Genomic DNA, 24,180 nt, shown 5'->3' with positions numbered 1-24,180 from the left:
CAGAATAGCAGCGCCGGAGTCCTACATACATCACATTAATGTGAAAGATACATAAGTTATAACGATTTCGTCTGCCCGCCAGCATCCCGCATCAGGGCTGCGTTAGCGGATAAAAAAGCCGGTTGCAGGCCGCCGCGCCGAAGTGAGTCATTGAAATATCTTAAAAATGCGACGCAAGAATAGAGGAAATTTTATGGATGCAAACTACGCTTTAAACAAGGATGAGGATTTCCGCTGAGTGTAGCCGGGCGCCAGTTGCCCGCCCCTTCCCGCCAACCAAAGTTGGCATAAGGGTTGCTGTATCTCAGCAGCGGTCTTCTTCCGGGAGAGCCATCCATTAAACAGGCTGTATACATACCATTCGCTCTCTTACTCTGTGTTAATCGACGAAGGACGGGCAACGCTATGAACATATTTGATCATTATCGCCAGCGTTACGACGCTGCCAAAGACGAAGAGTTCACTCTGCAAGAGTTCCTTACCATCTGCCAGCAGGATCGCAGTGCGTATGTGAACGCCGCTGAGCGATTGTTAATGGCTATCGGTGAACCGGTTATGGTCGACACCGCTCAGGAACCGCGTCTGTCTCGTTTATTTTCCAACCGGGTAATTGCCCGCTACCCTGCGTTCGAAGAGTTCTATGGTATGGAAGAAGCCATCGAACAAATCGTTTCCTACCTGAAACATGCCGCGCAAGGGCTCGAAGAGAAGAAGCAAATCCTCTATCTGCTGGGTCCGGTGGGCGGCGGTAAATCTTCGCTGGCTGAACGGCTGAAATCGCTGATGCAGCGCGTTCCCATCTACATTCTGAGCGCCAACGGCGAGCACAGCCCGGTCAACGACCATCCGCTCAGCCTGTTTAACCCGCAGGAGGATGCCTCGATTCTGGAGAAAGAATACGGTATCCCGCGCCGCTATCTGGGCACCATCATGTCGCCCTGGGCGGCCAAACGGCTGCAGGAATTCGGCGGCGACATCACCAAATTCCGCGTCGTCAAGGTGTGGCCGTCCATTCTGGCCCAGCTGGCGATCGCCAAAACCGAACCGGGTGATGAAAACAACCAGGACATTTCAGCGCTGGTCGGGAAAGTGGACATCCGTAAGCTGGAGCATTTCGCCCAGAATGACCCGGACGCCTATGGCTACTCTGGCGCGCTGTGCCGGGCCAACCAGGGCGTGATGGAATTTGTGGAAATGTTCAAGGCGCCGATCAAGGTGCTCCACCCGTTGCTGACCGCGACTCAGGAAGGCAACTACAACGGCACCGAAGGCATCGCCGCCCTGCCGTTCAACGGCATCATTCTGGCTCACTCCAACGAATCGGAATGGGTGCAGTTCCGCAACAACAAAAATAACGAGGCGTTCCTTGACCGTGTCTATATCGTCAAAGTGCCTTACTGCCTGCGGGTTTCCGAAGAGGTAAGAATCTACGACAAGTTGTTGATAAATAGTGAGCTGAGCCGCGCCCCCTGCGCGCCCGGCACGCTGGAAACACTGGCGCGCTTTTCCATTCTGTCGCGGCTGAAAGATCCGGAAAATTCCAGTATCTACTCCAAAATGCGGGTATACGATGGCGAAAGCCTGAAGGATACCGACCCGAAGGCCAAGTCGTATCAGGAATACCGCGATTACGCCGGCGTCGACGAAGGCATGAAAGGGCTTTCCACCCGTTTCGCCTTCAAGATCCTCTCCCGCGTGTTCAACTTTGATCACAGCGAAGTGGCGGCCAACCCGGTCCACCTGTTTTACGTGCTGGAACAGCAGATTGAACGGGAACAGTTCCCGCAGGATGTGTCGGAAAAATACCTGGAGCACCTGAAAGGCTACCTGATTCCGAAATACGCCGAGTTTATCGGCAAGGAAATTCAGACCGCCTACCTTGAGTCTTACTCGGAATACGGTCAGAACATTTTTGATCGCTACGTGACCTATGCCGACTTCTGGATTCAGGATCAGGAATACCGTGATCCGGACACCGGCCAGCTGTTTGACCGTGAGTCTCTGAACGCCGAACTGGAGAAAATCGAAAAACCGGCGGGCATCAGCAACCCGAAAGACTTCCGCAACGAGATCGTCAACTTCGTGTTACGCGCCCGGGCCAGCAACAGCGGCCGCAATCCGAACTGGACCAGCTATGAAAAACTGCGTACGGTCATTGAGAAGAAGATGTTCTCCAATACCGAAGAGCTGCTGCCGGTGATTTCGTTCAACACCAAAACGTCGACGGAAGAGCAGAAAAAACACGACGACTTTGTCGATCGCATGATGGAAAAAGGCTACACCCGCAAACAGGTGCGTTTGCTGTGCGAATGGTACCTGCGTGTGAGGAAGTCATCCTGATGCCGTACATCGACAGGCATGTCGTTTGGGGGAAACATGGCCTATTTCATTGATCGGCGTTTGAACGGCAAAAACAAAAGCGCGGTTAACCGCCAGCGCTTTTTGCGCCGCTACAAGTCGCAAATAAAACAGTCGATTGCCGGGGCCATCAACAAGCGTTCGGTTACCGACGTGGAAAACGGAGAGTCTATTTCGATCTCCAATTCGGATATCAGTGAACCGATGTTCCATCAGGGCCGTGGTGGGATTCGTCACCGGGTGCACCCCGGTAACGACCACTTCGTGCAGAACGACAAGATCGAACGGCCTCAGGGTGGCGGCGGAGGCGGCGGATCGGGTCAGGGCGACGCCGGCCAGGATGGCGAAGGTCAGGATGACTTCGTGTTCCAGATATCCAAAGACGAGTATCTTGACCTGTTGTTCGAAGATCTGGCGCTGCCCAACCTGAAAAAAACCGAACACCGGCAACTCAACGAGTACAAAACCCACCGTGCGGGGTACACCGCCAACGGCGTCCCCGCCAATATCAGCGTGGTGCGTTCGCTGCAGAACTCGCTGGCGCGCCGCATGGCGATGACCGCGGGTAAACGCCGCGAGCTTCACCAGCGGGAAGAAGATCTGGCGTTGCTGGAAAATACCGAGCCGGTCCAGTTGCTGGAGGAGGAGCGACTGCGGCAGGAAATCGCCGAGCTGCGCCAGCGCATCGCCAGCGTGCCGTTTATCGATACCTTCGACCTGCGTTACAAGAACTACGAACGCCGGCCGGAACCGTCAAGCCAGGCGGTGATGTTCTGTTTGATGGATGTTTCCGGTTCTATGGATCAGGCCACCAAGGACATCGCCAAACGTTTTTACATCCTGTTGTATCTGTTCCTGAGCCGCACCTATAAAAACGTGGAAGTGGTGTATATCCGCCACCATACGCAGGCCAAGGAAGTGGATGAGCAGGAGTTCTTCTACTCTCAGGAAACCGGCGGCACCATCGTCTCCAGCGCCCTGAAACTGATGGAGGATGTGGTCAAAGAACGCTACGACCCTGCGCAATGGAACATTTACGCCGCGCAGGCTTCCGACGGCGACAACTGGGCGGACGATTCGCCGCTGTGCCGTGAATTACTCGCCACCCGCCTGCTGCCGGTGGTGCGTTACTACAGCTACATCGAAATTACCCGTCGTTCGCACCAGACGCTGTGGCGGGAATATGAGATGTTGCAGGACAGCTTTGACAATTTCGCCATGCAGCATATTCGCGATCAGGACGATATCTATCCTGTCTTTCGGGAAATCTTCCACAAACAAACCGTCAACAACTAACCAACCTGCCCCAGCCAGCCGTTCACGCGCTGGCTGTTTTCCCTTCCATATGTCATGTCTTGCCTGTTGTTGAGAGCAGCCATAAATCCGTCGTTGAATAATCCAGGCCCGAATACCGGTACGAGCCGCACGCAACGCGAAGATCACCCGGTTTATCCCCCCATCGTCTCTGCCTGACCGCACCGGATGCCCCCTGCCGCCAGTCACAGCAGGCATCCGAAATCCGTTTTCCCATTGTTTCCCCCTTTTTAATAAGGGTTTTTATTTGAAATGTTATGTTATAACATAAATGTTATTGCAATAAATTTTCACATTTTCGGAGTGCTGTGTGCTGGATGTCAGGCAGTTAACACTTTGTATCGATGGGGACCACAAGATTCATGACCTCAGTTTCTCCCTCGCGCCCGGTGAGCGTGTCTGTCTGCTGGGCGGATCCGGTTCCGGCAAATCGCTGACGGCGCGTTGCCTGCTGGGCGCACTGCCCATCGGTAGTCAACTCAGCGGCAGCATCCGTCTTCAGAACCACGACGTGACGGGGTTGCCGTTGTCACAGCGCCCGCCTGCCGAACGTCCGGCGGCCATTTTTCAGGATTCAGCCACGTCGCTAAACCCGTTATTCACGATTGAAACGCAACTGCGCATGGCGTTAAAACACCAGCCGACTCATCGGGCGCTGCCGGATTTACTGCGTGCGGTCGGTTTTTCCGATCCGCAAGCCGTGCTCACGCGCTACCCCGGCGAACTCTCCGGCGGCCAGCGTCAGCGCCTTTGCATCGCGCTGGCGTTACTGTGCGAGCGTCCGTTATTGATCGCCGATGAACCCACCACGGCGCTGGACGTGGTCACCCAGGCGCAGGTACTGCAAACCCTACAGGATCGGCTGCAACAATCTCCACGCACCAGCCTGCTGTTCATCACCCACGACATCACGGTAGCAGCCATGGTCTGCCGGCGCGCGTTGGTAATGGAAAACGGCCGGCTGGTCGAGCAAGGCGAAATGCGTCAGTTGCTGACGCATCCCCGCCATCCTTATACCCGTGCGCTGGTGTCGGCGGCGCGTCAGGCATCCGCCGGCGCCGTTTTTTCCCGCCGGAACCGCACGCCGTCCGTATCATGGTCACAGGCCAGTTAATGCTATGCACCAAACCTCTTGCATGCTGAGTGAAGCTCCCTTTTTGCAACTTCATCAGGTCAGCCACCATTATCGAACGGCGGGTGTGTTTACGCGCCGGGCAACGGCCACCCCGTCGCTGCAGCACGTCAGCCTCGAACTTCATGCGGGAGAACGCGTGGCGCTGGTGGGCGCATCCGGCTGCGGCAAATCCACCTTGCTGAAAATTCTGCTGGCGCTGGAGTCACCGATTCAGGGCACGGTGCATTGCCAGGGGCGCGAGGTACGCCCGAATAGCGTATCCCGGTTGCGCTGGTATCGGCAATTGGTGCAATACATCCCGCAGGATCCGGCGGGATCGCTGGCGCCGCACGCCTCGGTATTCGCGCTGATCGCCGAACCGCTGCGCCAGCTAGGGATGACGGAAAACCTGAAACAGACGGTCTGTGAGGTGCTGGAGCAGGTTGATTTGCCGTTAACTCTGTTGCATCAGCGGGCCGAATCGCTATCCGGCGGTCAGGCCCAGCGGGTCGCCATTGCCAGAGCCATTGCGCTGCGCCCGGCGTTTCTGCTGGCGGATGAGCCGGTCAGCGGGCTTGACCTGCCTCTGCGTCAACAGATCACTACGTTGCTCGATACGCTGTCACGCCGTCATGGCATGGGACTATTGCTGGTTTCCCATGACCTGTCGGTCGTGGCCGCGCTCTGCCAGCGGGTACTGGTCATGTACAACGGCAGTCTGGTGGAAGACCGTCCGCTGCCCGATTTACTCGCCGAACCGCGCCATTTTCATACCCAGGCCTTGTTGGCGGCTGTGCCGACGCTGCCTGCTTTTGACTGATTTTTCCAATACCACAAGGAATGCGTATGTTTCGTTTCCCTTCTCTGACGATGGCCGCCACGCTGGCATCCACCCTGTTGCTCGCCGGTTGTTTTGACAAACCGGCGCCCGCCGCCACCGGCGCGGACAATCCGCGCATTCGTCTGGCGATGTTGTTGCCGCCGCGTTCAGCGCTGTCGCCTTTCAGTGACGATGCCTTCAAGCTGTCGCGCTGGCGCGCCGGTGAAACGCTGGTGGTGCTTGATGCCAACGGCGATGCGCAACCCGCGCTGGCGACACACTGGCAACAGATAGATGAGTTAACCTGGCGTTTCACCCTGCGCGACGGCGTAAAATTTCACGACGGCAGCGATTTCAACGCCAGCGCCGTGGTCAACGCCCTGACCGCCGCCACGCGCGCCACTCCCAAGCCACGCATTCTTGACGGCGTGACGCTGAGCGTGACGGCGGAAGACGCGCGCACCGTGCAGATTAAAACCGCCACCCGCGACCCGTTGCTACCGCAACGCTTGTCCAGCCCTCAGTTAACCCTACTCTCGCCCGCCGCTTACGGCGCCAACGGCGTGGTCAGCCCGATCAGAACCGGCACCGGCCCGTTCGTGCTGACGCAGGTTAACGGCACCAGCAGCGCCCGGCTGGATCGTTTTGACGGTTACTGGGGCAGCAAAGCCACGGCGCCGGGCATTGATGTCGATTTCGTCCCGGACAGCGCCGCCCGCACCGCCGCGCTGCGTACCGGCACGGCCGACCTGGTAGAAGCGATACCGGTGTCACAGGCGCCGCTGCTGGACCAAAACCTGGTGCATGAAGTGCCGATGCCCCGCACCAACACGCTGTACCTCAACACCCGGCGCGGCGTTTTCAGCGATCCGGGCCTGCGGGCCGCGGCGCGTGATGCGATCCAGCGGGACATTCTGGTCAAAAACGTGTATGAAAACCGGGCCGACGTGGCGGCCGGGCTGCTTGGCCCGGCGGTGCAATGGGCCGCGGCGTTGCGTCAACCGGTAGCGGCACCCACCGCAGCCCGTTCCCCTAACGGCGCGACGATCACGCTGGCGACCTTCAGCGACCGGGCGGAACTGCCGGAAGTGGCGGTTTATCTGGCTCAACAGTTAACCGCCGCCGGCTTCACGGTAAAACAGGAGGTCCGCGAATATTCGCAGATAGAAGCGGATGCGCTGGCCGGCCATTTCGATGCCTTTATTTTATCTCGCGCCACCGTGCTGGATTCCGGCGATCCGGTGGCTTACCTGTATAGCGATTTTTCCTGCAAAGGCTCATTCAATATTTCGCAACTGTGTAATCCTGCGGTGGACGACGCGCTGAAACAGGCTGCCGCCACCCCGGCTGGAGAGGCGCGTCGCCAGGCGATCATGGCCGCCGAGAACCTGATTCTGGCGACTAACGCCGCCATTCCATTGCTGCACGAACGGGTGATTCAGGGCGAGTCCGCCCGTTTGCGTCAGGCTATCCGGGACCCGCGTGAACGTGCCTTGATCGACGTACAGACGCACATCGATGGAGCGCATGCCAAGCCATGAGCGATACGCGGTTTCGGTTACCGGCAGAACTGCAACCATCGCTGCTGGTCATGACCTCGCGCCTGTTGACCGCCCTGACCATCATCGTATTGATCGGGCTGCTGCCCTGGCTGTCTGACACCGATCCGGCGCTCAGCCTGCTGCGCGCCCGCTCCAGCGAACAGGAAGCCACGGCGGAAGCGCTGGATGCCATTCGTCAGCATCTGGGGCTGGCGCAGGGGCCGTGGGCGTTGCTGAAGCACTGGTTAGCAGGTTTATTGCACGGCGATGCCGGCCTATCCTGGGTATCCGGCAAGCCGGTGTTGCCCGGTATGCTGGATGCCGCAGGCGTGTCGCTCACACTGATGCTGGCGGCACTGGCGGTGGCGCTCCTGTTGGCCCTGCTGCTGAGCTGGCCAACCCTGCAGCGCGGGCTGGCCGGCGATAACCGGCGCAGCAACGGGGCGCTAGCCACCGCCTTCACCGCCATGCCGGAATTTCTGCTGGCGTCGTTCCTGCTGATCGTCGGCGCGGTCTGGCTGAAGCTGTTGCCGCCTTATGGCTGGCAATCATGGCAACACCTGATTCTCCCCGCGCTGGCGTTGGGTATTCCGGCGGGCGGCTTGCTGGGTAAACTGTTCAGCGATGCGTTGACCAGCACATTCAGCGAGCCCTGGCTGCTGACCTGGCAGATGGCTGGTTTTTCCCGCCGAGACTGCCTGCTGGGCGTAGTTCGTCGCGCCCTGCCCGCTATTCTGCCGCAGGTCAGTCTGGTGCTGGTCGGGCTGACCGGCGGCGCGGTCGCGGTGGAAAAAGTGTTTGCCATTCCCGGGCTGGGGCGGGCAACGCTGGGTGCGGCGGCGGCTCAGGATCTGCCGGCGTTGCAATGCGGCGTGCTGATTCTACTGGTTATCGCGGTGATCGCCGGGATGGGGTCGACGCTGCTGCGCCGCTGTCTGCTTGGTCATGCGCTGGAAAACGGCTCCCTTTCTACGCCCGCCAGCGCCATTAAAGTGACGCGCCGTCATTATCGTCTGCCGCTGTTCATCGCGTTGCTGCTGGCGGCGATCGTGATTACCGGCCTGCCGCGTGATCCCTTCGGTTCCGACTTTGCCCGTCTGCAGTCGCCTGACTGGTCGTTACCGTTCGGCGCTGACGCCACCGGCCGCGACATGCTGGCGCGGGTTGCGCACGGTGCGCTATCCACCCTGTTTACCGCGCTGGCGGTGACGCTCTGCTGCCTGCTGCTCGGCCTGCTTTTCGGGCTGTTTCCACGGCTGTTCAGCGGCCCGGCCGAAGTAGCCAATGCCATGCCGCCGGTGATCGCCGGCATGGTGGTCGCCGCGTTGTACGGCCCTTCCACATCAGGCGCGGCGCTTGCCGTGGCGCTGGTTGCCTGGGCGCCGCTGGCGGCACACACCGCGTCGCTGGTGACCGAAATCACCGCCCAACCGTATATTCGCATCACGCCGCTGTTTGGCATCAGTCGTCTCCGGTGCCTGATACGCTATGTGATTCCCGCGCTGATCGGGCCGGTCACCCGCCATGCCATGCTACGTCTACCCGGCATCGCACTGGCGCTGGCATCGCTGGGTTTTCTGGGATTAGGCGAACAACCGCCGACGCCGGAATGGGGACGCGTGCTGGCGGAAGGCATGCCCTATGTCGAACGCGCTGTCTGGACAGTATTACCGCCCGTTTCAGCATTGATTCTGCTATCGGTACTGGCTGTTTCGCTCAGCCAATGGTCACGACGATAAAAGGCGACATCAGGTTGTGCAATATTGCACAACCTGATGCTATCGAATGATATCTGGTTGGTTATGGCAGACAAAAAACGCGGCTATCTGGCGGAATACTGTCGGTTCCCCGCATCAGTTACGTACTTTACGGTAAACCCATAACACCACAATGGCGCCGATTACCGCCACCGCAAAACTACCGAAATTAAAGCCATCGACTTTACCAAAACCAAAGAACGTGCTGATCCAACCGCCGACCACCGCACCGACCACGCCCAGCAACACGGTCATGATAAAACCACCGCCATCTCTACCCGGCATGATCCACTTTGCCAGAATGCCGGCAATAAGACCGAAAATAACCCATGAAATGATTCCCATCGTATCCTCTCTATCAGTCGCACATTAGGCGGTATCCCGCAATAATAATGTGTACCCGTGGTTAGTGGTTATGCCTATAAAAGCGTAGCATAAGATGCATCGCTTACTTTACCGCAGCGTTTTACGCCGCTTCTGGCGGTTATGGCTCAATACCGCAGCCTAACAAGATAGACAATGTCACGAGGGAGTGACAGCAAATTGACAATCACGCCAAACAAAAAATAACCACAATCTTTTACCGGAAATAAAAAAGCGCCCGAACAATCATTCCGAGCGCTCTCAATACCCGTATCAACATGAATACGCTAACTGTGCTATCAGCCTGCGGCAGGCCAGAGACGATTATTTGTCGGCCACAAAATAATCATTATTATCGGTCATCGGAATATAAATCCTGACCCATTCGTCACCGTCTGTCAGCTCCCAACTGTGCCCTTCGCCATTAGTATCCTCAGCCAGCAGAACCGTTCCCGGCGACAGAATAAACGTAGAACCGTCGCTGACTTTGAATTTCAGCTTACCTTTCAGTGTAATAACATACTGTTTTCTCGGCGCCGGATGCGTGTTTTTTTCCCACTCTTCAACCGAGTTATTAATCCAGAAATTTTGCGCGGGTATTTTTTCCAGCGCAGGAATGCTGCCTTTCAGATAAGCAGAATGGTTATCCGGTGTGGTGATGAGTTTAATTGCCGGGATACGCGAAGGCTGGGTTGACGTTTCTGCTATGCCTTTCAACGGCATTAACGATGCTATAACCATAAATAAGAATATTTTAAATTTACTCATTACCACCTCGACTCCCTGTTTAATTTAACGCCATCGATGACCGATAATCATCGCTCTAAAAATTTCGCCGTGAATTATACGAGAATAATCCGCCAGGTAAACAAACACGCATTCTGAATATAATTATTCATTCAATAGGCAATAACGATGAAGATATAGCGCATCATTCAGCTGTACTGGTGGGAAACCGGAACGTAAAATCAGATAACTGATCACCTTGCAAACAGGTATTGCATGGTCACTCACCTGTTGTTACACCGCGCCTCTGGCAAGAAAATCACCGCTACGTTTCCATCGCCCCGCAGATAACGCCGCCTTCTTCCTCTTCTTCGGCAACTTGCCTGCTCATGGATAAGATCAATGCCGGTCTGGCCGACTCGACTTCATCAAACCCGGCCGTTATGATCGCCTTTCCGGGCCTGCGACTCGCCGTCTCTCAGTGGTGTGTCTCGTTTCGCCCGGCGGTAGACCTGAGGTCATCTCCCGTCTGGGGAGCTTTACATGGAATATCACAATGAAAAAAGTAGTACTGTCGCTTATTGTCTCTGTGCTGTCTGCGCAGGCGTTGGCCGCGCCGCAACTGGCTAACCTGAGCAAGCTGGAATATGGTCCGCGCTGGGCGTTCAACCGTGAAGAAGTTCAGTTGATCTGCCGCCCCGGCCATGCCATGTACGTGATCAATCCCAGTACGCTGGTGCAATATCCGCTCAATGACGTGGCGCGTGAGCAGGTCAACACCGGCAAGGTGAATGCTCGCCCGCTGGAAACCATTCTTCTGGACGACCCGCAGAATCCGGGGCAAAAAATGAGTCTGCAACCCTTTATCGACCGGGCCAAAGACCTCTGTCAGTAGCGCATATAGCACTCCTGAAGCGAGTGTGGATCGCGAATACGCGGGTTTGCGCTGGTTGTCACAAAGTGTACAGATTGTTTCAGAATTGGCCGTCAAAAACCGGGCCAGACTGGAAAACAAAAGTGAGTCGTCTACGCTTAAAGTGCGGGCTGTGATGCAACCCGCAACAAATGCCAACTTTTAGCGCACGGCTCTCTCCCAAGAGCCATTTCCCTAGACCGGGCACAGGAATCGTGTTCGGTCTTTTTTTATAGCATTGATTTTTAACGATTTATTTTTCAATATCCGAAAATGTCCGAAATTTGTCCGAAAACCCGTACCCGGTGTAAATTGCAACGGGCTGGATAATCATCATTATCTATCGCAAGATAGGCCTTTCAATAACAAGGATGTAACAAAAAACACAAGCTAAACACCTCTAAATCGATCAGCACTACACCACTATCGCTTGCAACTCGAATAAATGCTTAGCATATCTCACAAACTGGCGTTTAACGTCTGGCTGCTGAATATTCAGGTTTGCCGGTTATTATTCGTTATGTTGCAGTTTTATCTACTGCGGTTCATGGGTCATTCTGGACTCCAGAATTCAGGCATAAAAAAGCCCCGCAGTTTAAGTCGAGGCTTGCTGTCATATTTAGAGATATTTAGCCCATTTCGATCTCAAAAGAAAGTAGCTTATTTTTATCAACCGTAATGAAACTTACCCTATTCAAGAAAAAATTAATCAGAAATCAGTCGAAAATCCATATTGAAATTTCAACATACAGCTATTACCTAGTATAGCTCTCAACTAAATCAGCATGTAAGACAGTCCCTTTCTCATCAAAAGAAAGCTTTAATACTTTATCCACTCCAGTTAATGCTGAAACAGGAGGAAGAAAAAATGGTATTTTTTCGTGCCTATAATGATAACGCCAAGAGCTAGATTTCATATAGTCATAGTTGTTATCCGGTGGTCCAAGACGAATTAACACGTCTTTTTTTGTTGTTTTTCCATAGATAAAAAAATTATTAACATTCTCTTTGTTTATATCCTCGATAGACTCAGAATGAGTGCGAACACTATCCAAAACACATCCTGAAGATGCCAAGGAAATAAAAAACAAAAAGGAAAACTTAAATATCTTATCACTCGAAATAATTATCATTTTTACCCAGATACACTTTAAATGGAACAGATTTAAGAACCGTAACACCACTAGACGACTCGCGGACAATTTCATTAAAATAAAAAACACACACCTTATTATTTTGATTAGGATCATAATTTATATCATAGTCTTTCCCTGGCTCAGGATTTATAATAAATGATGTTCCACAGTATCCATTAACCCCATTATCTGTATAAATTTTTATATAAGTAGGTTCAGCTTTTACTTTAACCTCAAAATAATATCCTTTATAGTCCTGTGGGCGATATGATATTTTAGGCATTCCGATGTCACGAGTTTCATTATAGAAACCAAGAAACGTGTGCGGAACTATATATCTAGGGGTTATGTTAGAATCACTTTTCTGTAAAATAGATGTGCCTGTTACATTGCTAACAAATCTAATCCTTGATGTTTTATCAAATCCAACAGGCTCCTTATAGACTCTTGGATCTTTGGGACCGCTAACCGTATAATTCAATGTTTTACATCCAGTCACATACGCACAAAGTGTCAAAGCGACTAAAGAGCATACAATCTTCACATCTTATCCCTAAAAAAAAGAAAGAATTATCATTATCGGAAGAAATAAAAATTTCTTTAAAAAAATCATGAACATTTATCTTTTATTCGTTTTAAAACTAATGAATACGCTATCACTCTATTATCTAACTTGTTTCATTCACCGATTCCAGATAGTGCGACCACGCTCCTGCTGCCATCACTGATCCATAATTCATAAATCACCATAAATTTTATTTAGTTGGAGCCATCCTTAACTCCGAAATAGACCAATAACGCTATCCGAAAAATTGAGAGCACCGTCAAAAACACTCCTTTTTAGTCTGATTTTTAACTCAAAATTCAGCACAAAACTCTCAGGTAAAAAACTTCGCGGTAATGAGCACAAATTTTCCGTATCATAATCAAAACCCCATCAGTTGGCTAACGCCTTATTCTATTTCGTACTTGTTATCAAAATGATAGCTTAACCGCCTACACATATGACACCAGCACATCACGATACACTGTATTGAAATTCCCCCAGCCCCAGACTGGTAGAGGAGATACTCCAGCACGACTTCAGTTTCCTGCCGCAGGGGTTAGGTGCCTGATCGTAAAACTCCGCTTTAACATGAGGCGGTTTAGGCAAATATTTCCAGTCCCCACTTCTTTAGTGACTTGCTTCTCGTCTTTGGAAAATCAGAATGCGATAGGAAAAGCTAGCGCTTTATCTATCCTTCATTTTCTTCAATGATATTGCGGAGCTACCGCTTAACGGATTGGATGTCCCGTTTATGCGCCGTCACTCATTGGTGGAAACGCAATAACATCATGTTCATGGAGGATTGGTATATGTCACACAAACTCACTCGCCTGTCGCTCATTAGTTTGAGCCTGCTGGCCGGTTTATCCGCTAACATTCAGGCCCATGCAGCATCATTGGGGTGTAATCAGAACTGTATCGACTATCTGCGCGAAAATGTGCAGGCCAGGCCGCTCACCGCGGCAAGCATCGCCACGTTGGGTAACGCCACCTTGCAATCGCAATTCACGTCTTATCTCAACACCTCAATCAGCGCTCGTAATTCAGATAAAGCAGCGCTCGCCGCCGAGCGAAATAACCTGACCAACATACCGGCGCCACGCTCGTCAGACGAAGGGCACGACCTTGATACCATGCCACTGAATAAACCGGCATCGTATTATCAGTCGGCGCAAGCGCTCAATATCGCCAGAGACATATTGAGTTTCCAAATCCCCTCTGGAGGCTGGGGCAAGAATATGCCGCATACCGGCGTCGAGCGCGCCAAAGGGCAATCGTACACCATCGACAACCTTGATCCGTCAGAGTCCGGGCGCTGGCGCTACGTCGGCACTATTGACAATGGGTCAACCACCACTGAACTGCGTTATCTCGCCAAAGTACAGGCTACTCGTGCAGAGGGTGCCGATACAACCCGCATACGGGCCGGTATCGTCCGTGGTCTAAAATATCTTCTCGCCGCACAGTACCCTAACGGCGGCTGGCCGCAGGTCTATCCGCTGGCGGGCGGATACAATGACGCCATTACGATCAATGACGATGCCATGTTAAGGGTGGTTATGCTGTTAAATGAGATTGGCAACGGCAGTAACAGCGATTTTGCTTTCCTCGACAGCCGTACCCGCAACAGCATTGCCCAGAGCGCGGCGAAAGGCGTCACCTGGCTGCTCGACAATCAGGTGTCGATCGGCGGTACGCTGACGGTCTGGGGGCAGCAACATGATGTGCTGACACAGGAGCCAACCGCCGCGCGGGCCTTCGAAATGGCATCGCTGACGTCGGGAGAAAGCGCAAAAATCGTGGAATTTTTGATGACGTTGCCGAATCCCAACGCGGCGGTACGCCGGTCGGTTTACGCCGCAGCGGATTTTTTTACCGCCACCCGCATAACCGGTCAGTCCTGGTCTAACGGCAAACTGTCCAGTTCGCCAAACGGCGTGCTGTGGGCGCGTTATTACGACCTGGCCTCCTACACGCCGGGAGCAAGCCGTGTGGAAAAACGTGCGCAAACCTTATTCGGCGACTTCCCGAAAACACACGACAGCAGTGCTTACGGCCTTGTCTTCGGCTCTATTGCCTCGGTGTCGACCGAGCGACTGACCGGTTACGCCCAGTACGTTTCCAGTCCGCAAAGAGTGCTGACGACATTCGCCGTCTGGAGCAAAAGTAACGCCCGCCCCTGACGTCCAACGCTTGCGGGAAAATTCACTGCGCAATCCGCTCTGAGGACGGATTGCGTTTTCACCGTTCACGCGCCAGCCAGCGAGGCTGGCCGCCCTGCTGATATGCATAGATAAGATAAAATTCTACATATTTGCTATTTGTAACACCACCACCTAACCTCTCTGAAGAGGGATAGATTACAGAGGGATACTGACTGAGGATAACGGGATAATGCAGGAGCGCGGGCGAAGGTTTCTGCTTAGCATCGGGAGAACTCGTCATGAATTTCCAACCCAAATATGCCAGTAGCGAATCACCGAACCCGGTCCAGGCTGTTGCCGAATTTGCCAGCCAGATTGGTCATGACGGCATCGATACCGTCATTTTCTTCTGTTCTCCAGACTACGACCTGGACGTCCTGGGTCGGGAGTTGCAGAACACCTTCTCCTGCCCCTGTATAGGTTGCACCTCTTCTGGTCAGATTGGCACAGAAGGCTTCCAGCACTCCGGACTGTTGGGGCTGGGATTGGGCAAAGACTTCCGCACTCGCTTTTTCATGATTCAGCCGTTGGTAAACTACACCGCGGTCGTGGCCGACATCGCCGAAGCCATTCGCCGCGACAGCGAGGCCAGACCGAACCTGCATCGCTTCGGCCTGCTGCTGGTAGATGGGCTGTCTATGGTCGAAGAGCGCCTGGTGGCGAACCTCTACCAGCAGATCGGCAACGTTCCCATCATCGGCGGTTCCGCTGGCGATGACCTGCGTTTCGAAAAAACCCATGTCTATGATGGAAATGGACGCTTCATTTCCGATGCGGCTGTATTCGCCGTTATCGAAACCAATTCGCCCGTCACCACCTTCAAAGTGCAGCACTTTGAACCCAGCGAGGTGGAGCTAGTCATCACCGAGGCCGATCCGGAGAAGCGACTCATTCTGGAGATAAACGGCGAACCCGCCGCTCAGGTTTATGCAGAAGCCCTTGGCCTCACAGTGCACGAATTGACGCCGACGGTATTTTCCCGCAATCCGCTGATGCTCTCCTTCGGCGATGAACCCTACGTCCGTTCCATACAGAAATGGAACGAAGACCTCTCTCTCACCTGCTACTGCGCCATTGAAGAAGGGCTGATCGTCGCCATCGGCAAGGCGGAGGACCCAGTCCAAACCCTCAGACAGGCTTTTGACAAGGTCCGCGAGACAATTCCGGAGCCCGCGGTAATCATTGGCTGCGATTGCATCCTGCGCCGCCTCCAGTTCGAACAGGAAGGACTTGAGCAACAGATCGGCGATGTAATGATGCAGAATCGGGTAGTGGGCTTTTCCACCTACGGCGAGCAGTACAACGGATTGCACGTGAACCAAACCTTCACGGGCATCGCTATTGGAGGACAACACGTTGACTGAAGGAACATTTTCCGAAGCGTCCGCCATTGTCTTGTCCGCCGCCGAATACCAGCGCAAGCTCACCGCCCGGGACAAGACCATTGAGGTACTCAAGCGCCGCATCGCACAAGAAGCCAGACACAGCCACGCCACGCCTTTTGCCATTCTGGAGCAAAACGTGGGTCTGGAGAAGGTGGTCGCCCGCAAGACCCTGGAGTTAGAGAATGAACGCCAGGAGCTAGAAAAAGCCCTCACCGAATTGCGCTTCACCCAGGCCCAGTTGCTGCAGGCTCAGAAGATGGAGTCCATCGGCCAACTCGCCGCCGGCATCGCCCACGAGATCAACACGCCAACCCAGTACGTCTCCGACAATGTGGGTTTCGTTAAAACCGCCACCGTTTCTCTGCTAAGCCTATTGGACGCCGCCCTCACGCTGGCCGAGGCCACGCGGGGGAAAATGGCCGAAGACCCCATCGTGGCGGAGTTCGACGCTGTCCTCAAACGCACTAAAGTGGAGTTCCTGCGCCGGCAGATCCCAAGCGCCCTAGACGAATCGCTGGAGGGCCTTAGTCATATCGCCAAGATCGTGGCCGCCATGAAGGAATTCTCCCACCCCTCCCACAACGAGAAAGCGTTGGTGGATGTGCGCGAGGTCATCAACACAACGGTGACCGTCGCCCGCAACGAATGGAAATACGTGGCAGAACTTGAGACGCACTTCGAAGACGACTTGCCGCAACTGCCGTGTCTGCGCGACATGATCGGCCAGGCCATTATCAATCTGGTGGTAAACGCCGCCCACGCCATCGCCGACACCATCCAGCAAGGCATCAAAGAGAAGGGCCGCATCATCATCTCCGCGGCGCGGGACGGCGAACATATGGAAATCCGGGTCAAAGACGACGGAGGCGGTATCCCTGCGGCGATCCGCGACCGCATCTTCGATCCCTTCTTTACGACCAAAGCCGTAGGCAAAGGCACCGGCCAGGGGCTCGCCATTGTCTATTCAACCGTGGTAGACAAACATGATGGGCTGATCCGTTGCGAGTCGGAAGAAGGCGTGGGCACGACGTTCATACTGAAATTGCCCCTCCACTGCCACAAAGAGGAAGGCCCCGCATGCAAGTGATGTTCGTCGATGACGAAAGTCGGGTGCTTTCTGGTATTGAGCGGGCCCTCATGATGCAAGACAGCGAATGGGAATGCCGTTTCGCCAATAGCGGTCAGGAAGCACTTGCGATGCTGGAGGAACAGCCGGCCGACGTGGTGGTGTCCGACATGCGAATGCCCTTCATGGATGGCGCTGAATTGCTTACTCAGGTACGCAACCGCTGGCCTGGCACAATACGAATTATCCTGTCCGGCTACTCCGAACCTGACGCCACCCTGCGTATGTTAGACGTGGCTCACCGGTTCGTGTCCAAACCCTGTGACAGCACGGTGCTACTGGATATGGTAGGAAGCGCTCTGGCCCTGCGCGACATGTTCCAGGACCCCACCGTAGTCGAGATAGTGGGCAGAACCAGCCGGCTGCCGGCTGCCCCCAAAGTGTTCAGCGAAATATGCAGTCTCATTGCCACCCCCGGCAGCGATACCCGACACATCGCCGAGCTTCTGGGCAGAGACCCTGCGCTGAGCACCAAGATTATGCAGCTTGCTAATTCAGCCTATTTCGCCAGAGGCGGACACATTAATGACATCGGAAACGCCATCACCCACTTAGGGCTGGATCAGGTGAAGTTGCTGGTTCTGGCCTCTCAGGTCTTTGCAGGCGCGAAGACGGATCCTTATGTGGACCGGCTACAACAACGCGCCCTGCTCGCCTCCACACTAGCCGCCCGCATTTCCGGCCATCAGGGAGTGGAGGCCACCGCCGCCCTGCTCGCCAACATTGCGCAACTTATCCCCGAACTGAGGGAGCCCGACGGAGAGGCTGCCACCACGCGCAGCGACATGCCCACGCACGCCGCGGTAGGTGCCTATCTGCTGGCCTTGTGGGGGTTGCCCATGGACATCGTGGAAACCGTGGCCTGTCATATACAGCCTTCCCGTTCTACGGAAAAAGTCTTCGGCGCGATCGGTACCGTGCATGTCGCGGTCACCCTCGCCAACAACGGTGTCCTCGATCTGGACTACCTCGAACAGACTGGCGTGCTGAACAAACTGCCGCAGTGGCAGGCGATGCTCGCCCACACGCAGGAAACTCTCAATGACTGAAACCGCCTTGCCCCGGGTTCTGTGCGTAGACGATGAACCCAATGTGCTCGCTGCGATGGAACGAAACCTGTTTGGCGAATTCGACGTCGTGGTCGCTCCCAGTGGTGAAGCCGGTCTGGACGCCGTTCGCTGGGGCCAGCGTTTTGCCGTGATCATGTCCGATATGCGCATGCCCGGCATGGACGGCGCTGCTTTCCTCGCCAAAGCACGGGAAATCTCCCCCGACAGCGTGCGTATCCTCCTCACTGGGCAGGCCGACGTGGAATCCTCCATCGCCGCCATCAACAAAGGGGCTATTTTTCGCTACCTCTGCAAACCGTGCCCCAAAGAGGAACTGGTTTCGGCGCTTAATGACGCAGTCGGTCAGTACCGTCTCGTTTGTGCGGAAAAGGAATTGCTGGAAACCACCCTCACCGCCTCGGTCAAGACACTGACTGAAGTGCTCGCCATGGTCGCGCCGTGGGCTTTTCAGCGGGCGGCGTTCGCCCAGTCCTGTGTCCGCCACGCGCTGCCCAAGCTGGAATGGCCTGATGGATGGATATACACCATCGCCGCCTCATTGAGCCAAATCGGCTGTGTGGGTATCCCCGCCGATATCGTCCAGGCCGACGCGGCCCAGCGCGATATCACGGAGGAGGAGAAAAAACTCCTTCAGGAACACCCGGATGTCGCCGGTCGCCTGGTGGAACACATCCCCCGCCTCGAACTGGTGGCCGAGATCATCCGTCACCAGGCCAGAGTTGCCCCGCACAGCGCCCCTACTGAGGTTATCCGCGGCGCTCACCTTCTGCGCGCCGCCCTCGAACTGGAGCGCTATTCAGCCCGGGGGCCGGCATTGGAACACCCTGGGGAAATCCTGCGCGCGGTACGGCCGGCGATCCCTGAGTACATCATCAAAACCCTGGCTGATTTTCGCGCCAATGTGGCAGGCGTTCGTTCTGTGCGCATTTGCGAATTGAAGTCCGGCTGGGTGATAGATGAAGACATCCGCACCACCAACGACTTGATGGTGCTCACCAAAGGTCATGAACTCACCGACACCGCCATCTCCGCCCTTCAACATCTCCTCGCCGCCAACGCCGTTAAGGAGCCGATTCGGGTGCGTGGAGTTCCAGACACCGCAGCGTCTTAGCGACGTCATGGACGGAATTCGCCAAACCCGAATAGCGCAGACGTGGGGCATCGTTGAATGTCAGGCTGGCGGCCATTCTGCTGCGGAGGATTAGCGTCTTTTACGCTCGCATTGGGGCAATGATTGGTGCAGTGAATATGGTGGAAGTGAGAATGTTGTGGCAGTGAGAATATTGTGGCAGTGAATAGTGCAATGCTCAGTGAGCAGGCGCCAAAGGCCGAGCACGGATAAAACCGCTTAGTCCGGCACCACAATAAATGCGTAATAATAATATTGGCCGTTCGATAATCGCCGACCGTGGTATTCGCTAAAAACCCACTGATTGCTCAGTGGGCCGTTTCCCTGGCGTTCAAATTAGCGTTTAGCATTGACATCATGTCATTAGAAGCGGTTATTTTATAGACGTTTTTACAGATCAATTTTTTGAAATTGATCGCTGCCACCGATCGGTTTAACCCGCACCGCCCTACAAATTATTAGCAGCGTTCACCGGTGTTCCCGCTATCGGCATTCAGGGCTGTTTAAGAGCTGGAAAGGGGTCGATGGAATACCGGGCGGAAAAGTCGCTGACTGACAGACGGGTGACAACACCGGTAGTGTTATCGCCCACAAAAACCTGTTGGGCAGACTGACTGCTGATGGCTTTATAAATCAGGGTCGGCACCGATACGCCGTTGCCGATTCTCCTGTTGCCGAATACGGCTCCCGTCACTACCCATACCTCGCCATCCTGCAACGCCAGTTTACGCACCGACGCTTCGATTTTACGCCAGGATACCCGGTTCAGTTTCGGCAACTGCGGCGTCATATTCGAAATGGAAAAAGACTCATGCTGCGCCAGAGGATTTGGCATATCCCCCGCTGGCGTCATATGCCCCTGATCGTACCCTGAATACTCATAATCTTCAGTTGCTGATCGCATTGCCTGAGGTATTAATGGCTCAACATGAAATGAGTCGCGCCGGGAAATGCCGTCCGCCGCCTTGACCCGCTCGGCGGTTAAACGTTGTGCGGAAATTAATGGCGCTTTATTCGCATAACTATAAAGCACGACAAATTCAGTGAAACAAATCTCTTCGTCATAATGAATATTGGGTGTTTCATCATTGATAAATTTACCGGGACATAACGACTGACCCGCTATTACCGGTAAATACGCCATCATCAGCATCAATGACAATAATAAATAACGCATCGTTTGTTTTAATGCCATCAGCTTGCTCTCTTACGGAAGTACGGTGAATTCGATTAATCCTGCTGGGCATCAACTTATCGAGCCCATCGCTAACCGACGGCGGCCCAGACTGAATCCGCCGGGAAGCCCCGTTATTATTCCGTCGGCCGTCGAAATAATCGTGTGTGTCCGGTACGTTCCGCGTTCACCAAACCGCAATGTCCACCAACGATGCATGCGATGGCGCATCAGCATCCGGGCAACAGACATCTCACCGCCCATATAATATTCAGACGGCGGATAAAATGTTCACAATCGGAAAGAAAGCAATGTTCATGCATAAAGTAATCATGCCTGATTACAAAAAAAGAATTGGCGTGTCGTTACGAAATGACGTTTAAATCGTGGAAAGAGTATGGCTGAGGGAAATACTGAAAATATACCGCATGCGGTGCGATAGCTATAATCGCCGATGCCCCAGAAAAATAGGTGGGAAATACCAGTAAACCGGGCAGCCGGATAACCTGCTGCCCGGCCATCATCAGGCTGACGGCGTGACGGATGCCGCCATTTTCTTCAGATCCTGATCAATAAAGAACAGACCGCCTTCCTGAGCATTCACCATGCCCATCTTGTCGAGGATAGACTTGAACAGTTTTTCTTCTTCATGCTGTTCCGCTACGTACCATTGCAGGAAGTTGAAGGTGGAGTAATCCTGCAACGTCATGGCTGCATGAGCCAGCTCATTGATTTTACTGGTGATCAATTGCTCATGTTCATAGGTCAGTTTGAACACATCCTGCAGTGAGTTGAAATCGACCGGCGGTGCGGCGATTGCACCCAGCACGGGCAGGCTGCCGGTATCGTCCAGATAATCGAACAAGCGCTGCATGTGTTCCATTTCTTCACGGGAATGCGATTTCAGGAAAGTCGACGCCCCTTCGAAACCTTTGTCGCCACACCAGGCGCTCATCTGCAGGTATAAATTGGCGGAGTAAAATTCAAGATTAAGCTGCTCATTCAGCTTTTGAATCATTTCTTTTTTTAACATGGCCGTTCCTTATTTTTACTGGCAGGTGACTGATGGATTGGCATTATGCCTGCAAATAATAAAATTTAAAACATTCCATTAACCAATAAGTGAATAATTTCGCTATAAATTCAAAGCATTATCATTTAACCATGATAATGCTTTTCATTATGGTAAAAATGATCGCAGATTATGATTTGATAATTATTTTCATTATCAACACTTGCTGTTAGAAAATAGGCCTGCGGTATTTATCTCACGCGTGCAATACGGCACAGGATATATTTCTCACCCTTGCACGATTCAAACCGGTGATAACGTAGCAAAAAAGCTGACCAGTGCGATGATCAGCACGGATAACGCCAGCTCCACCGTGGTTAGCCGCAGAAAATAGCCATACGCGGCGGTATTTTCCCGCCGAAAACGCGGCACCACCCAATACCGATTGAATAACGCCAGCAGCGCCATAACGGCCACCAGCAGAATTTTCACTGCCAGCAACGCGCCATACAACCCGGCGGCCGATAATGGCCAGCCGAGAATCAGCCTGGTATTCACCAGCCCGGTCAGGATCGCCAGTGCAACAGCCAGGTGACCATAACGGGAAAAACGCATCATCGTCAGGATAGCGTCCGTTCGTGTCTGCAACAGACGCGCATCCTGCAACACAAACAACAATGGAAACAGCCCTCCGACCCAAAACGTCACGGACAGCAAATGCACGATCTGATTGATGCAATGCAATACGCCGGGCCATCCTTCCAGCATCGCCGCGTGTCCCACCCACCCCATGCCGCATAATTGCAGTATGCCAAGCACCAGCACGCCCGCTTGCCGGCTACGGCTACGGCTACGGCTACGGCTACGCCAGAAAAACACCACGCAGGCCATCAGCGCCAGCACGGGCTGCCAGAGCCATATTTTCCCGAAGCGGGTGCCCAATACGGCGCGCCAGATGCCGGCATCGCCGATATTACGCCAATCGCCGCTCATCAAGCCGGTTTGCGCCGCCAGTATGGCTACGGCGGTCAATAACGCCGCCACACAGCTGATCGCCATCAGACCACGCAACTGCGATGCCAGCCGAACCCGATACGTTCGGGGAGCTAGCAGCGTGCCGTAACATGCCGAGCCGACCAACAGCATCAGGCTGGAAAAATGTCCGAAGCGCGACAACGCGTAGAGCCATTCCAGCGTCATCGCTTACTTAACGCCGAAGCGATAGCTTCCTTCCGTCTTGTGACCGTCAACCGACAGCACATGCCAGCGAACCTGATAATTGCCGCTGACCAGCGGCTTCTCAAGCGGCACCACCAGAACATTGCGATGGTCGCTTTCCACTGTCGCTTTGCCCACCGGCACGGTTTGTCCCGCCGACATCAATTCAACACCGCTGAAAGCCGGTTCGATCTCTTCGGAAAAAAGCAGCGACAGAGAAGAAGGCGCTTTTTGCACCGGGATATCTTTATCCGCTGCCGGCGTCTGGCTTTTGAGGTGCGCATGCGCCAGTGCCGAGTGGGAAATAACCAGACTCCCCATCAACATCGCTACACGCAGGGACGGAAAAACTTTACGTTTCAACATAATTTCATCCTTTCTGACGATCCCCATTGCGCTCGGGAACCAAGAGTCAGCGGCAAGGATACGAGCCCCCCGTCGCCTTGTCGAGGGACAGGACGGTAACAGAATTTGCCAATTCCACACTTCTGCTTTAATTTTGTGGCGCAACAGAGAGGAGGCAATCATGGGATACAATCTGGCCGAACTTCCTTATGAAGAAATGGAAAAGGTCAATGTGGATCTGGCGGCATCCGGCGTGGCGTTTCGCGAACGCTACAACATGCCGGTGATCCTGGATGAAATCGAGCAGCATCAGCCCGCGCACCTGCGCACCTATTTCCGGGAAAGGGTCAGCTATTACCGGGAGATGTCGCATCAGTTCTCCACCCTGCCTTACGACCCCAACAGTAAATAACGATCCCGTTTTCCAACATAGTTTCGGAGCGGCGCTACCCGGTACGGCCGGGTAGCGCCTGTTTGCCGTCTGATTACAGTTTCTGCCGTCTTGCCTGAACCGGTCGCCTGACGCGGCGCCGTCCGTCAAAAAAACGCTTTTTTCCCCTTGCATCTCTGCGCAAACAGGAGGTTAATAAACAGGCAAACCAACCTTTTACCAAGCGAGGCACAACATGAGTAAAGGAATGGACAGCAAGAAAAACGCCAAGAAAAAACCGCTGAAAACCGCCGCGCAGAAACGGGCAGAAAAGCGGGCTAAACGGGCTCAACCACAGCCTGAAACCAACTGAGTTGCCGCCGTTCTTCCTGTCAATTGAACAGCATCATCGCCAAGGCAACATTTCTGCGATCACCCTCTGCCTCCTGACACCCGGTGATCGCAGTTTCAAACGCTGCTCAGTCGCTGTTATTCCCCCGTTTCCCCTTCCACCGCCTTGAGAATACCTGGGAAGTTACCTGCCTGACGTACAGACGC

General features: G+C 54.1%; 21 protein-coding genes. 13 read left to right on the top strand and 8 right to left on the bottom strand.

The features are described from left to right. Window positions 1-405: 405 nt before the first annotated feature. The 6 genes from yeaG to CPA59_RS10770 all read left to right on the top strand — a co-directional run bounded on the left by yeaG (window position 406) and on the right by CPA59_RS10770 (window position 8,886). On the top strand, window positions 406-2,340 hold the full coding sequence (gene yeaG / locus CPA59_RS10795; RefSeq protein ID WP_038918979.1) for a protein kinase YeaG: 1,935 nt from the start codon (window positions 406-408) through the stop codon (window positions 2,338-2,340). A gap of 18 nt (window positions 2,341-2,358) precedes the next feature. After that, the gene (locus tag CPA59_RS10790; RefSeq protein ID WP_071603941.1) at window positions 2,359-3,654 is read left to right on the top strand and encodes a YeaH/YhbH family protein; all 1,296 of its coding nucleotides are present in this window, start codon (window positions 2,359-2,361) and stop codon (window positions 3,652-3,654) included. A gap of 328 nt (window positions 3,655-3,982) precedes the next feature. Further along, entirely contained in the window at window positions 3,983-4,786 is an 804-nt protein-coding gene (locus CPA59_RS10785) for an ABC transporter ATP-binding protein (protein WP_107759329.1), read from the top strand. A 4-nt stretch (window positions 4,787-4,790) separates the two neighbouring features. Further along, window positions 4,791-5,606, top strand: coding sequence for an ABC transporter ATP-binding protein (locus CPA59_RS10780; RefSeq protein WP_038918977.1), 816 nt, complete (start codon window positions 4,791-4,793; stop codon window positions 5,604-5,606). Window positions 5,607-5,632: 26 nt separating this feature from the next. Next, window positions 5,633-7,147: an ABC transporter substrate-binding protein gene (locus CPA59_RS10775; RefSeq protein ID WP_107759327.1), complete on the top strand. Its 1,515-nt coding sequence runs from the start codon at window positions 5,633-5,635 to the stop codon at window positions 7,145-7,147. Beyond that, on the top strand, window positions 7,144-8,886 hold the full coding sequence (locus CPA59_RS10770; protein ID WP_107759325.1) for an ABC transporter permease subunit: 1,743 nt from the start codon (window positions 7,144-7,146) through the stop codon (window positions 8,884-8,886). Before CPA59_RS10775 ends, CPA59_RS10770 begins: the two co-directional genes overlap by 4 nt. Window positions 8,887-9,000: 114 nt before the next feature. Here the strand turns inward: CPA59_RS10770 and CPA59_RS10765 are convergent, their stop codons facing one another. Together CPA59_RS10765 and CPA59_RS10760 are read right to left on the bottom strand one after the other, a co-directional pair. Beyond that, window positions 9,001-9,249, bottom strand: coding sequence for a GlsB/YeaQ/YmgE family stress response membrane protein (locus CPA59_RS10765; protein WP_038918974.1), 249 nt, complete (start codon window positions 9,247-9,249; stop codon window positions 9,001-9,003). Between the two features lie 342 nt (window positions 9,250-9,591). After that, window positions 9,592-10,008 (bottom strand): hypothetical protein, encoded by a 417-nt coding sequence (locus tag CPA59_RS10760; RefSeq protein WP_255412303.1) that lies wholly within the window; start codon window positions 10,006-10,008, stop codon window positions 9,592-9,594. A 541-nt stretch (window positions 10,009-10,549) separates the two neighbouring features. Here CPA59_RS10760 and CPA59_RS10755 point away from each other — a divergent pair. Further along, entirely contained in the window at window positions 10,550-10,888 is a 339-nt protein-coding gene (locus tag CPA59_RS10755) for a YebY family protein (protein ID WP_038918972.1), read from the top strand. A gap of 773 nt (window positions 10,889-11,661) precedes the next feature. Here the strand turns inward: CPA59_RS10755 and CPA59_RS22875 are convergent. Beyond that, window positions 11,662-11,961, bottom strand: coding sequence for a hypothetical protein (locus CPA59_RS22875; protein ID WP_159077936.1), 300 nt, complete (start codon window positions 11,959-11,961; stop codon window positions 11,662-11,664). A 58-nt stretch (window positions 11,962-12,019) separates the two neighbouring features. Next, on the bottom strand, window positions 12,020-12,586 hold the full coding sequence (locus CPA59_RS22870) for a hypothetical protein (RefSeq protein ID WP_159077935.1): 567 nt from the start codon (window positions 12,584-12,586) through the stop codon (window positions 12,020-12,022). Window positions 12,587-13,398: 812 nt separating this feature from the next. Between CPA59_RS22870 and pelA the strand changes: the two genes are divergently transcribed. The 5 genes from pelA (at window position 13,399) to CPA59_RS10725 (ending at window position 19,485) form a co-directional block, all read left to right on the top strand. Then, window positions 13,399-14,772 carry a pectate lyase gene (gene pelA / locus CPA59_RS10745; protein WP_049842555.1) on the top strand — a complete coding sequence of 458 codons (1,374 nt, stop codon included), beginning with the start codon at window positions 13,399-13,401 and terminating at the stop codon, window positions 14,770-14,772. A gap of 260 nt (window positions 14,773-15,032) precedes the next feature. Beyond that, window positions 15,033-16,157 carry an FIST N-terminal domain-containing protein gene (locus tag CPA59_RS10740; protein WP_107759318.1) on the top strand — a complete coding sequence of 375 codons (1,125 nt, stop codon included), beginning with the start codon at window positions 15,033-15,035 and terminating at the stop codon, window positions 16,155-16,157. After that, entirely contained in the window at window positions 16,150-17,265 is a 1,116-nt protein-coding gene (locus CPA59_RS10735) for a sensor histidine kinase (protein WP_107760803.1), read from the top strand. The genes CPA59_RS10740 and CPA59_RS10735 overlap by 8 nt, the downstream gene beginning before the upstream one ends. Then, window positions 17,256-18,353 (top strand): HDOD domain-containing protein, encoded by a 1,098-nt coding sequence (locus CPA59_RS10730; protein ID WP_107759316.1) that lies wholly within the window; start codon window positions 17,256-17,258, stop codon window positions 18,351-18,353. The genes CPA59_RS10735 and CPA59_RS10730 overlap by 10 nt, the downstream gene beginning before the upstream one ends. Continuing rightward, on the top strand, window positions 18,346-19,485 hold the full coding sequence (locus CPA59_RS10725) for an HD domain-containing phosphohydrolase (RefSeq protein ID WP_038918967.1): 1,140 nt from the start codon (window positions 18,346-18,348) through the stop codon (window positions 19,483-19,485). The genes CPA59_RS10730 and CPA59_RS10725 overlap by 8 nt, the downstream gene beginning before the upstream one ends. A gap of 511 nt (window positions 19,486-19,996) precedes the next feature. Here the strand turns inward: CPA59_RS10725 and CPA59_RS10720 are convergent. The 4 genes from CPA59_RS10720 to copC form a co-directional block, all read right to left on the bottom strand. Next, complete coding sequence (locus CPA59_RS10720; RefSeq protein WP_107759314.1) at window positions 19,997-20,698, bottom strand: DNA/RNA non-specific endonuclease; 702 nt, start codon at window positions 20,696-20,698, stop codon at window positions 19,997-19,999. Between the two features lie 502 nt (window positions 20,699-21,200). Continuing rightward, complete coding sequence (gene ftnA / locus CPA59_RS10715) at window positions 21,201-21,710, bottom strand: non-heme ferritin (RefSeq protein ID WP_038658962.1); 510 nt, start codon at window positions 21,708-21,710, stop codon at window positions 21,201-21,203. Between the two features lie 282 nt (window positions 21,711-21,992). Further along, window positions 21,993-22,889 carry a copper homeostasis membrane protein CopD gene (gene copD / locus CPA59_RS10710; protein ID WP_107759312.1) on the bottom strand — a complete coding sequence of 299 codons (897 nt, stop codon included), beginning with the start codon at window positions 22,887-22,889 and terminating at the stop codon, window positions 21,993-21,995. Between the two features lie 3 nt (window positions 22,890-22,892). Further along, window positions 22,893-23,273 (bottom strand): copper homeostasis periplasmic binding protein CopC, encoded by a 381-nt coding sequence (gene copC / locus CPA59_RS10705; protein ID WP_107759310.1) that lies wholly within the window; start codon window positions 23,271-23,273, stop codon window positions 22,893-22,895. 160 nt (window positions 23,274-23,433) lie between these two features. Here copC and CPA59_RS10700 point away from each other — a divergent pair, with 160 nt between their 5' ends. Further along, complete coding sequence (locus tag CPA59_RS10700; RefSeq protein ID WP_038658972.1) at window positions 23,434-23,664, top strand: DNA polymerase III subunit theta; 231 nt, start codon at window positions 23,434-23,436, stop codon at window positions 23,662-23,664. Window positions 23,665-24,180: the final 516 nt, after the last annotated feature.

The organism is Dickeya sp. Secpp 1600, from assembly GCF_003049805.1.
In the GTDB taxonomy this organism is placed as follows: Bacteria; Pseudomonadota; Gammaproteobacteria; order Enterobacterales; family Enterobacteriaceae; genus Dickeya; species Dickeya fangzhongdai.
The sequence above is the reverse complement of the archived record's forward strand: the minus strand, read 5'-3'. Positions and strand labels throughout refer to the sequence as shown.

Bases quoted from the DNA above. Each gene is read 5' to 3' on its own strand.
- yeaG (WP_038918979.1), top strand. From the start codon at position 406: ATGAACATATTTGATCATTATCGCCAGCGTTACGACGCTGCCAAAGAC.
- CPA59_RS10790 (WP_071603941.1), top strand. From the start codon at position 2,359: ATGTCGTTTGGGGGAAACATGGCCTATTTCATTGATCGGCGTTTGAAC.
- CPA59_RS10780 (WP_038918977.1), top strand. From the start codon at position 4,791: ATGCACCAAACCTCTTGCATGCTGAGTGAAGCTCCCTTTTTGCAACTT.
- CPA59_RS10775 (WP_107759327.1), top strand. From the start codon at position 5,633: ATGTTTCGTTTCCCTTCTCTGACGATGGCCGCCACGCTGGCATCCACC.
- CPA59_RS10770 (WP_107759325.1), top strand. From the start codon at position 7,144: ATGAGCGATACGCGGTTTCGGTTACCGGCAGAACTGCAACCATCGCTG.
- CPA59_RS10765 (WP_038918974.1), bottom strand. From the start codon at position 9,249: ATGGGAATCATTTCATGGGTTATTTTCGGTCTTATTGCCGGCATTCTG.
- CPA59_RS10760 (WP_255412303.1), bottom strand. From the start codon at position 10,008: ATGGTTATAGCATCGTTAATGCCGTTGAAAGGCATAGCAGAAACGTCA.
- CPA59_RS10755 (WP_038918972.1), top strand. From the start codon at position 10,550: ATGAAAAAAGTAGTACTGTCGCTTATTGTCTCTGTGCTGTCTGCGCAG.
- pelA (WP_049842555.1), top strand. From the start codon at position 13,399: ATGTCACACAAACTCACTCGCCTGTCGCTCATTAGTTTGAGCCTGCTG.
- CPA59_RS10740 (WP_107759318.1), top strand. From the start codon at position 15,033: ATGAATTTCCAACCCAAATATGCCAGTAGCGAATCACCGAACCCGGTC.
- CPA59_RS10730 (WP_107759316.1), top strand. From the start codon at position 17,256: ATGCAAGTGATGTTCGTCGATGACGAAAGTCGGGTGCTTTCTGGTATT.
- CPA59_RS10725 (WP_038918967.1), top strand. From the start codon at position 18,346: ATGACTGAAACCGCCTTGCCCCGGGTTCTGTGCGTAGACGATGAACCC.
- CPA59_RS10720 (WP_107759314.1), bottom strand. From the start codon at position 20,698: ATGGCATTAAAACAAACGATGCGTTATTTATTATTGTCATTGATGCTG.
- ftnA (WP_038658962.1), bottom strand. From the start codon at position 21,710: ATGTTAAAAAAAGAAATGATTCAAAAGCTGAATGAGCAGCTTAATCTT.
- copD (WP_107759312.1), bottom strand. From the start codon at position 22,889: ATGACGCTGGAATGGCTCTACGCGTTGTCGCGCTTCGGACATTTTTCC.
- copC (WP_107759310.1), bottom strand. From the start codon at position 23,273: ATGTTGAAACGTAAAGTTTTTCCGTCCCTGCGTGTAGCGATGTTGATG.
- CPA59_RS10700 (WP_038658972.1), top strand. From the start codon at position 23,434: ATGGGATACAATCTGGCCGAACTTCCTTATGAAGAAATGGAAAAGGTC.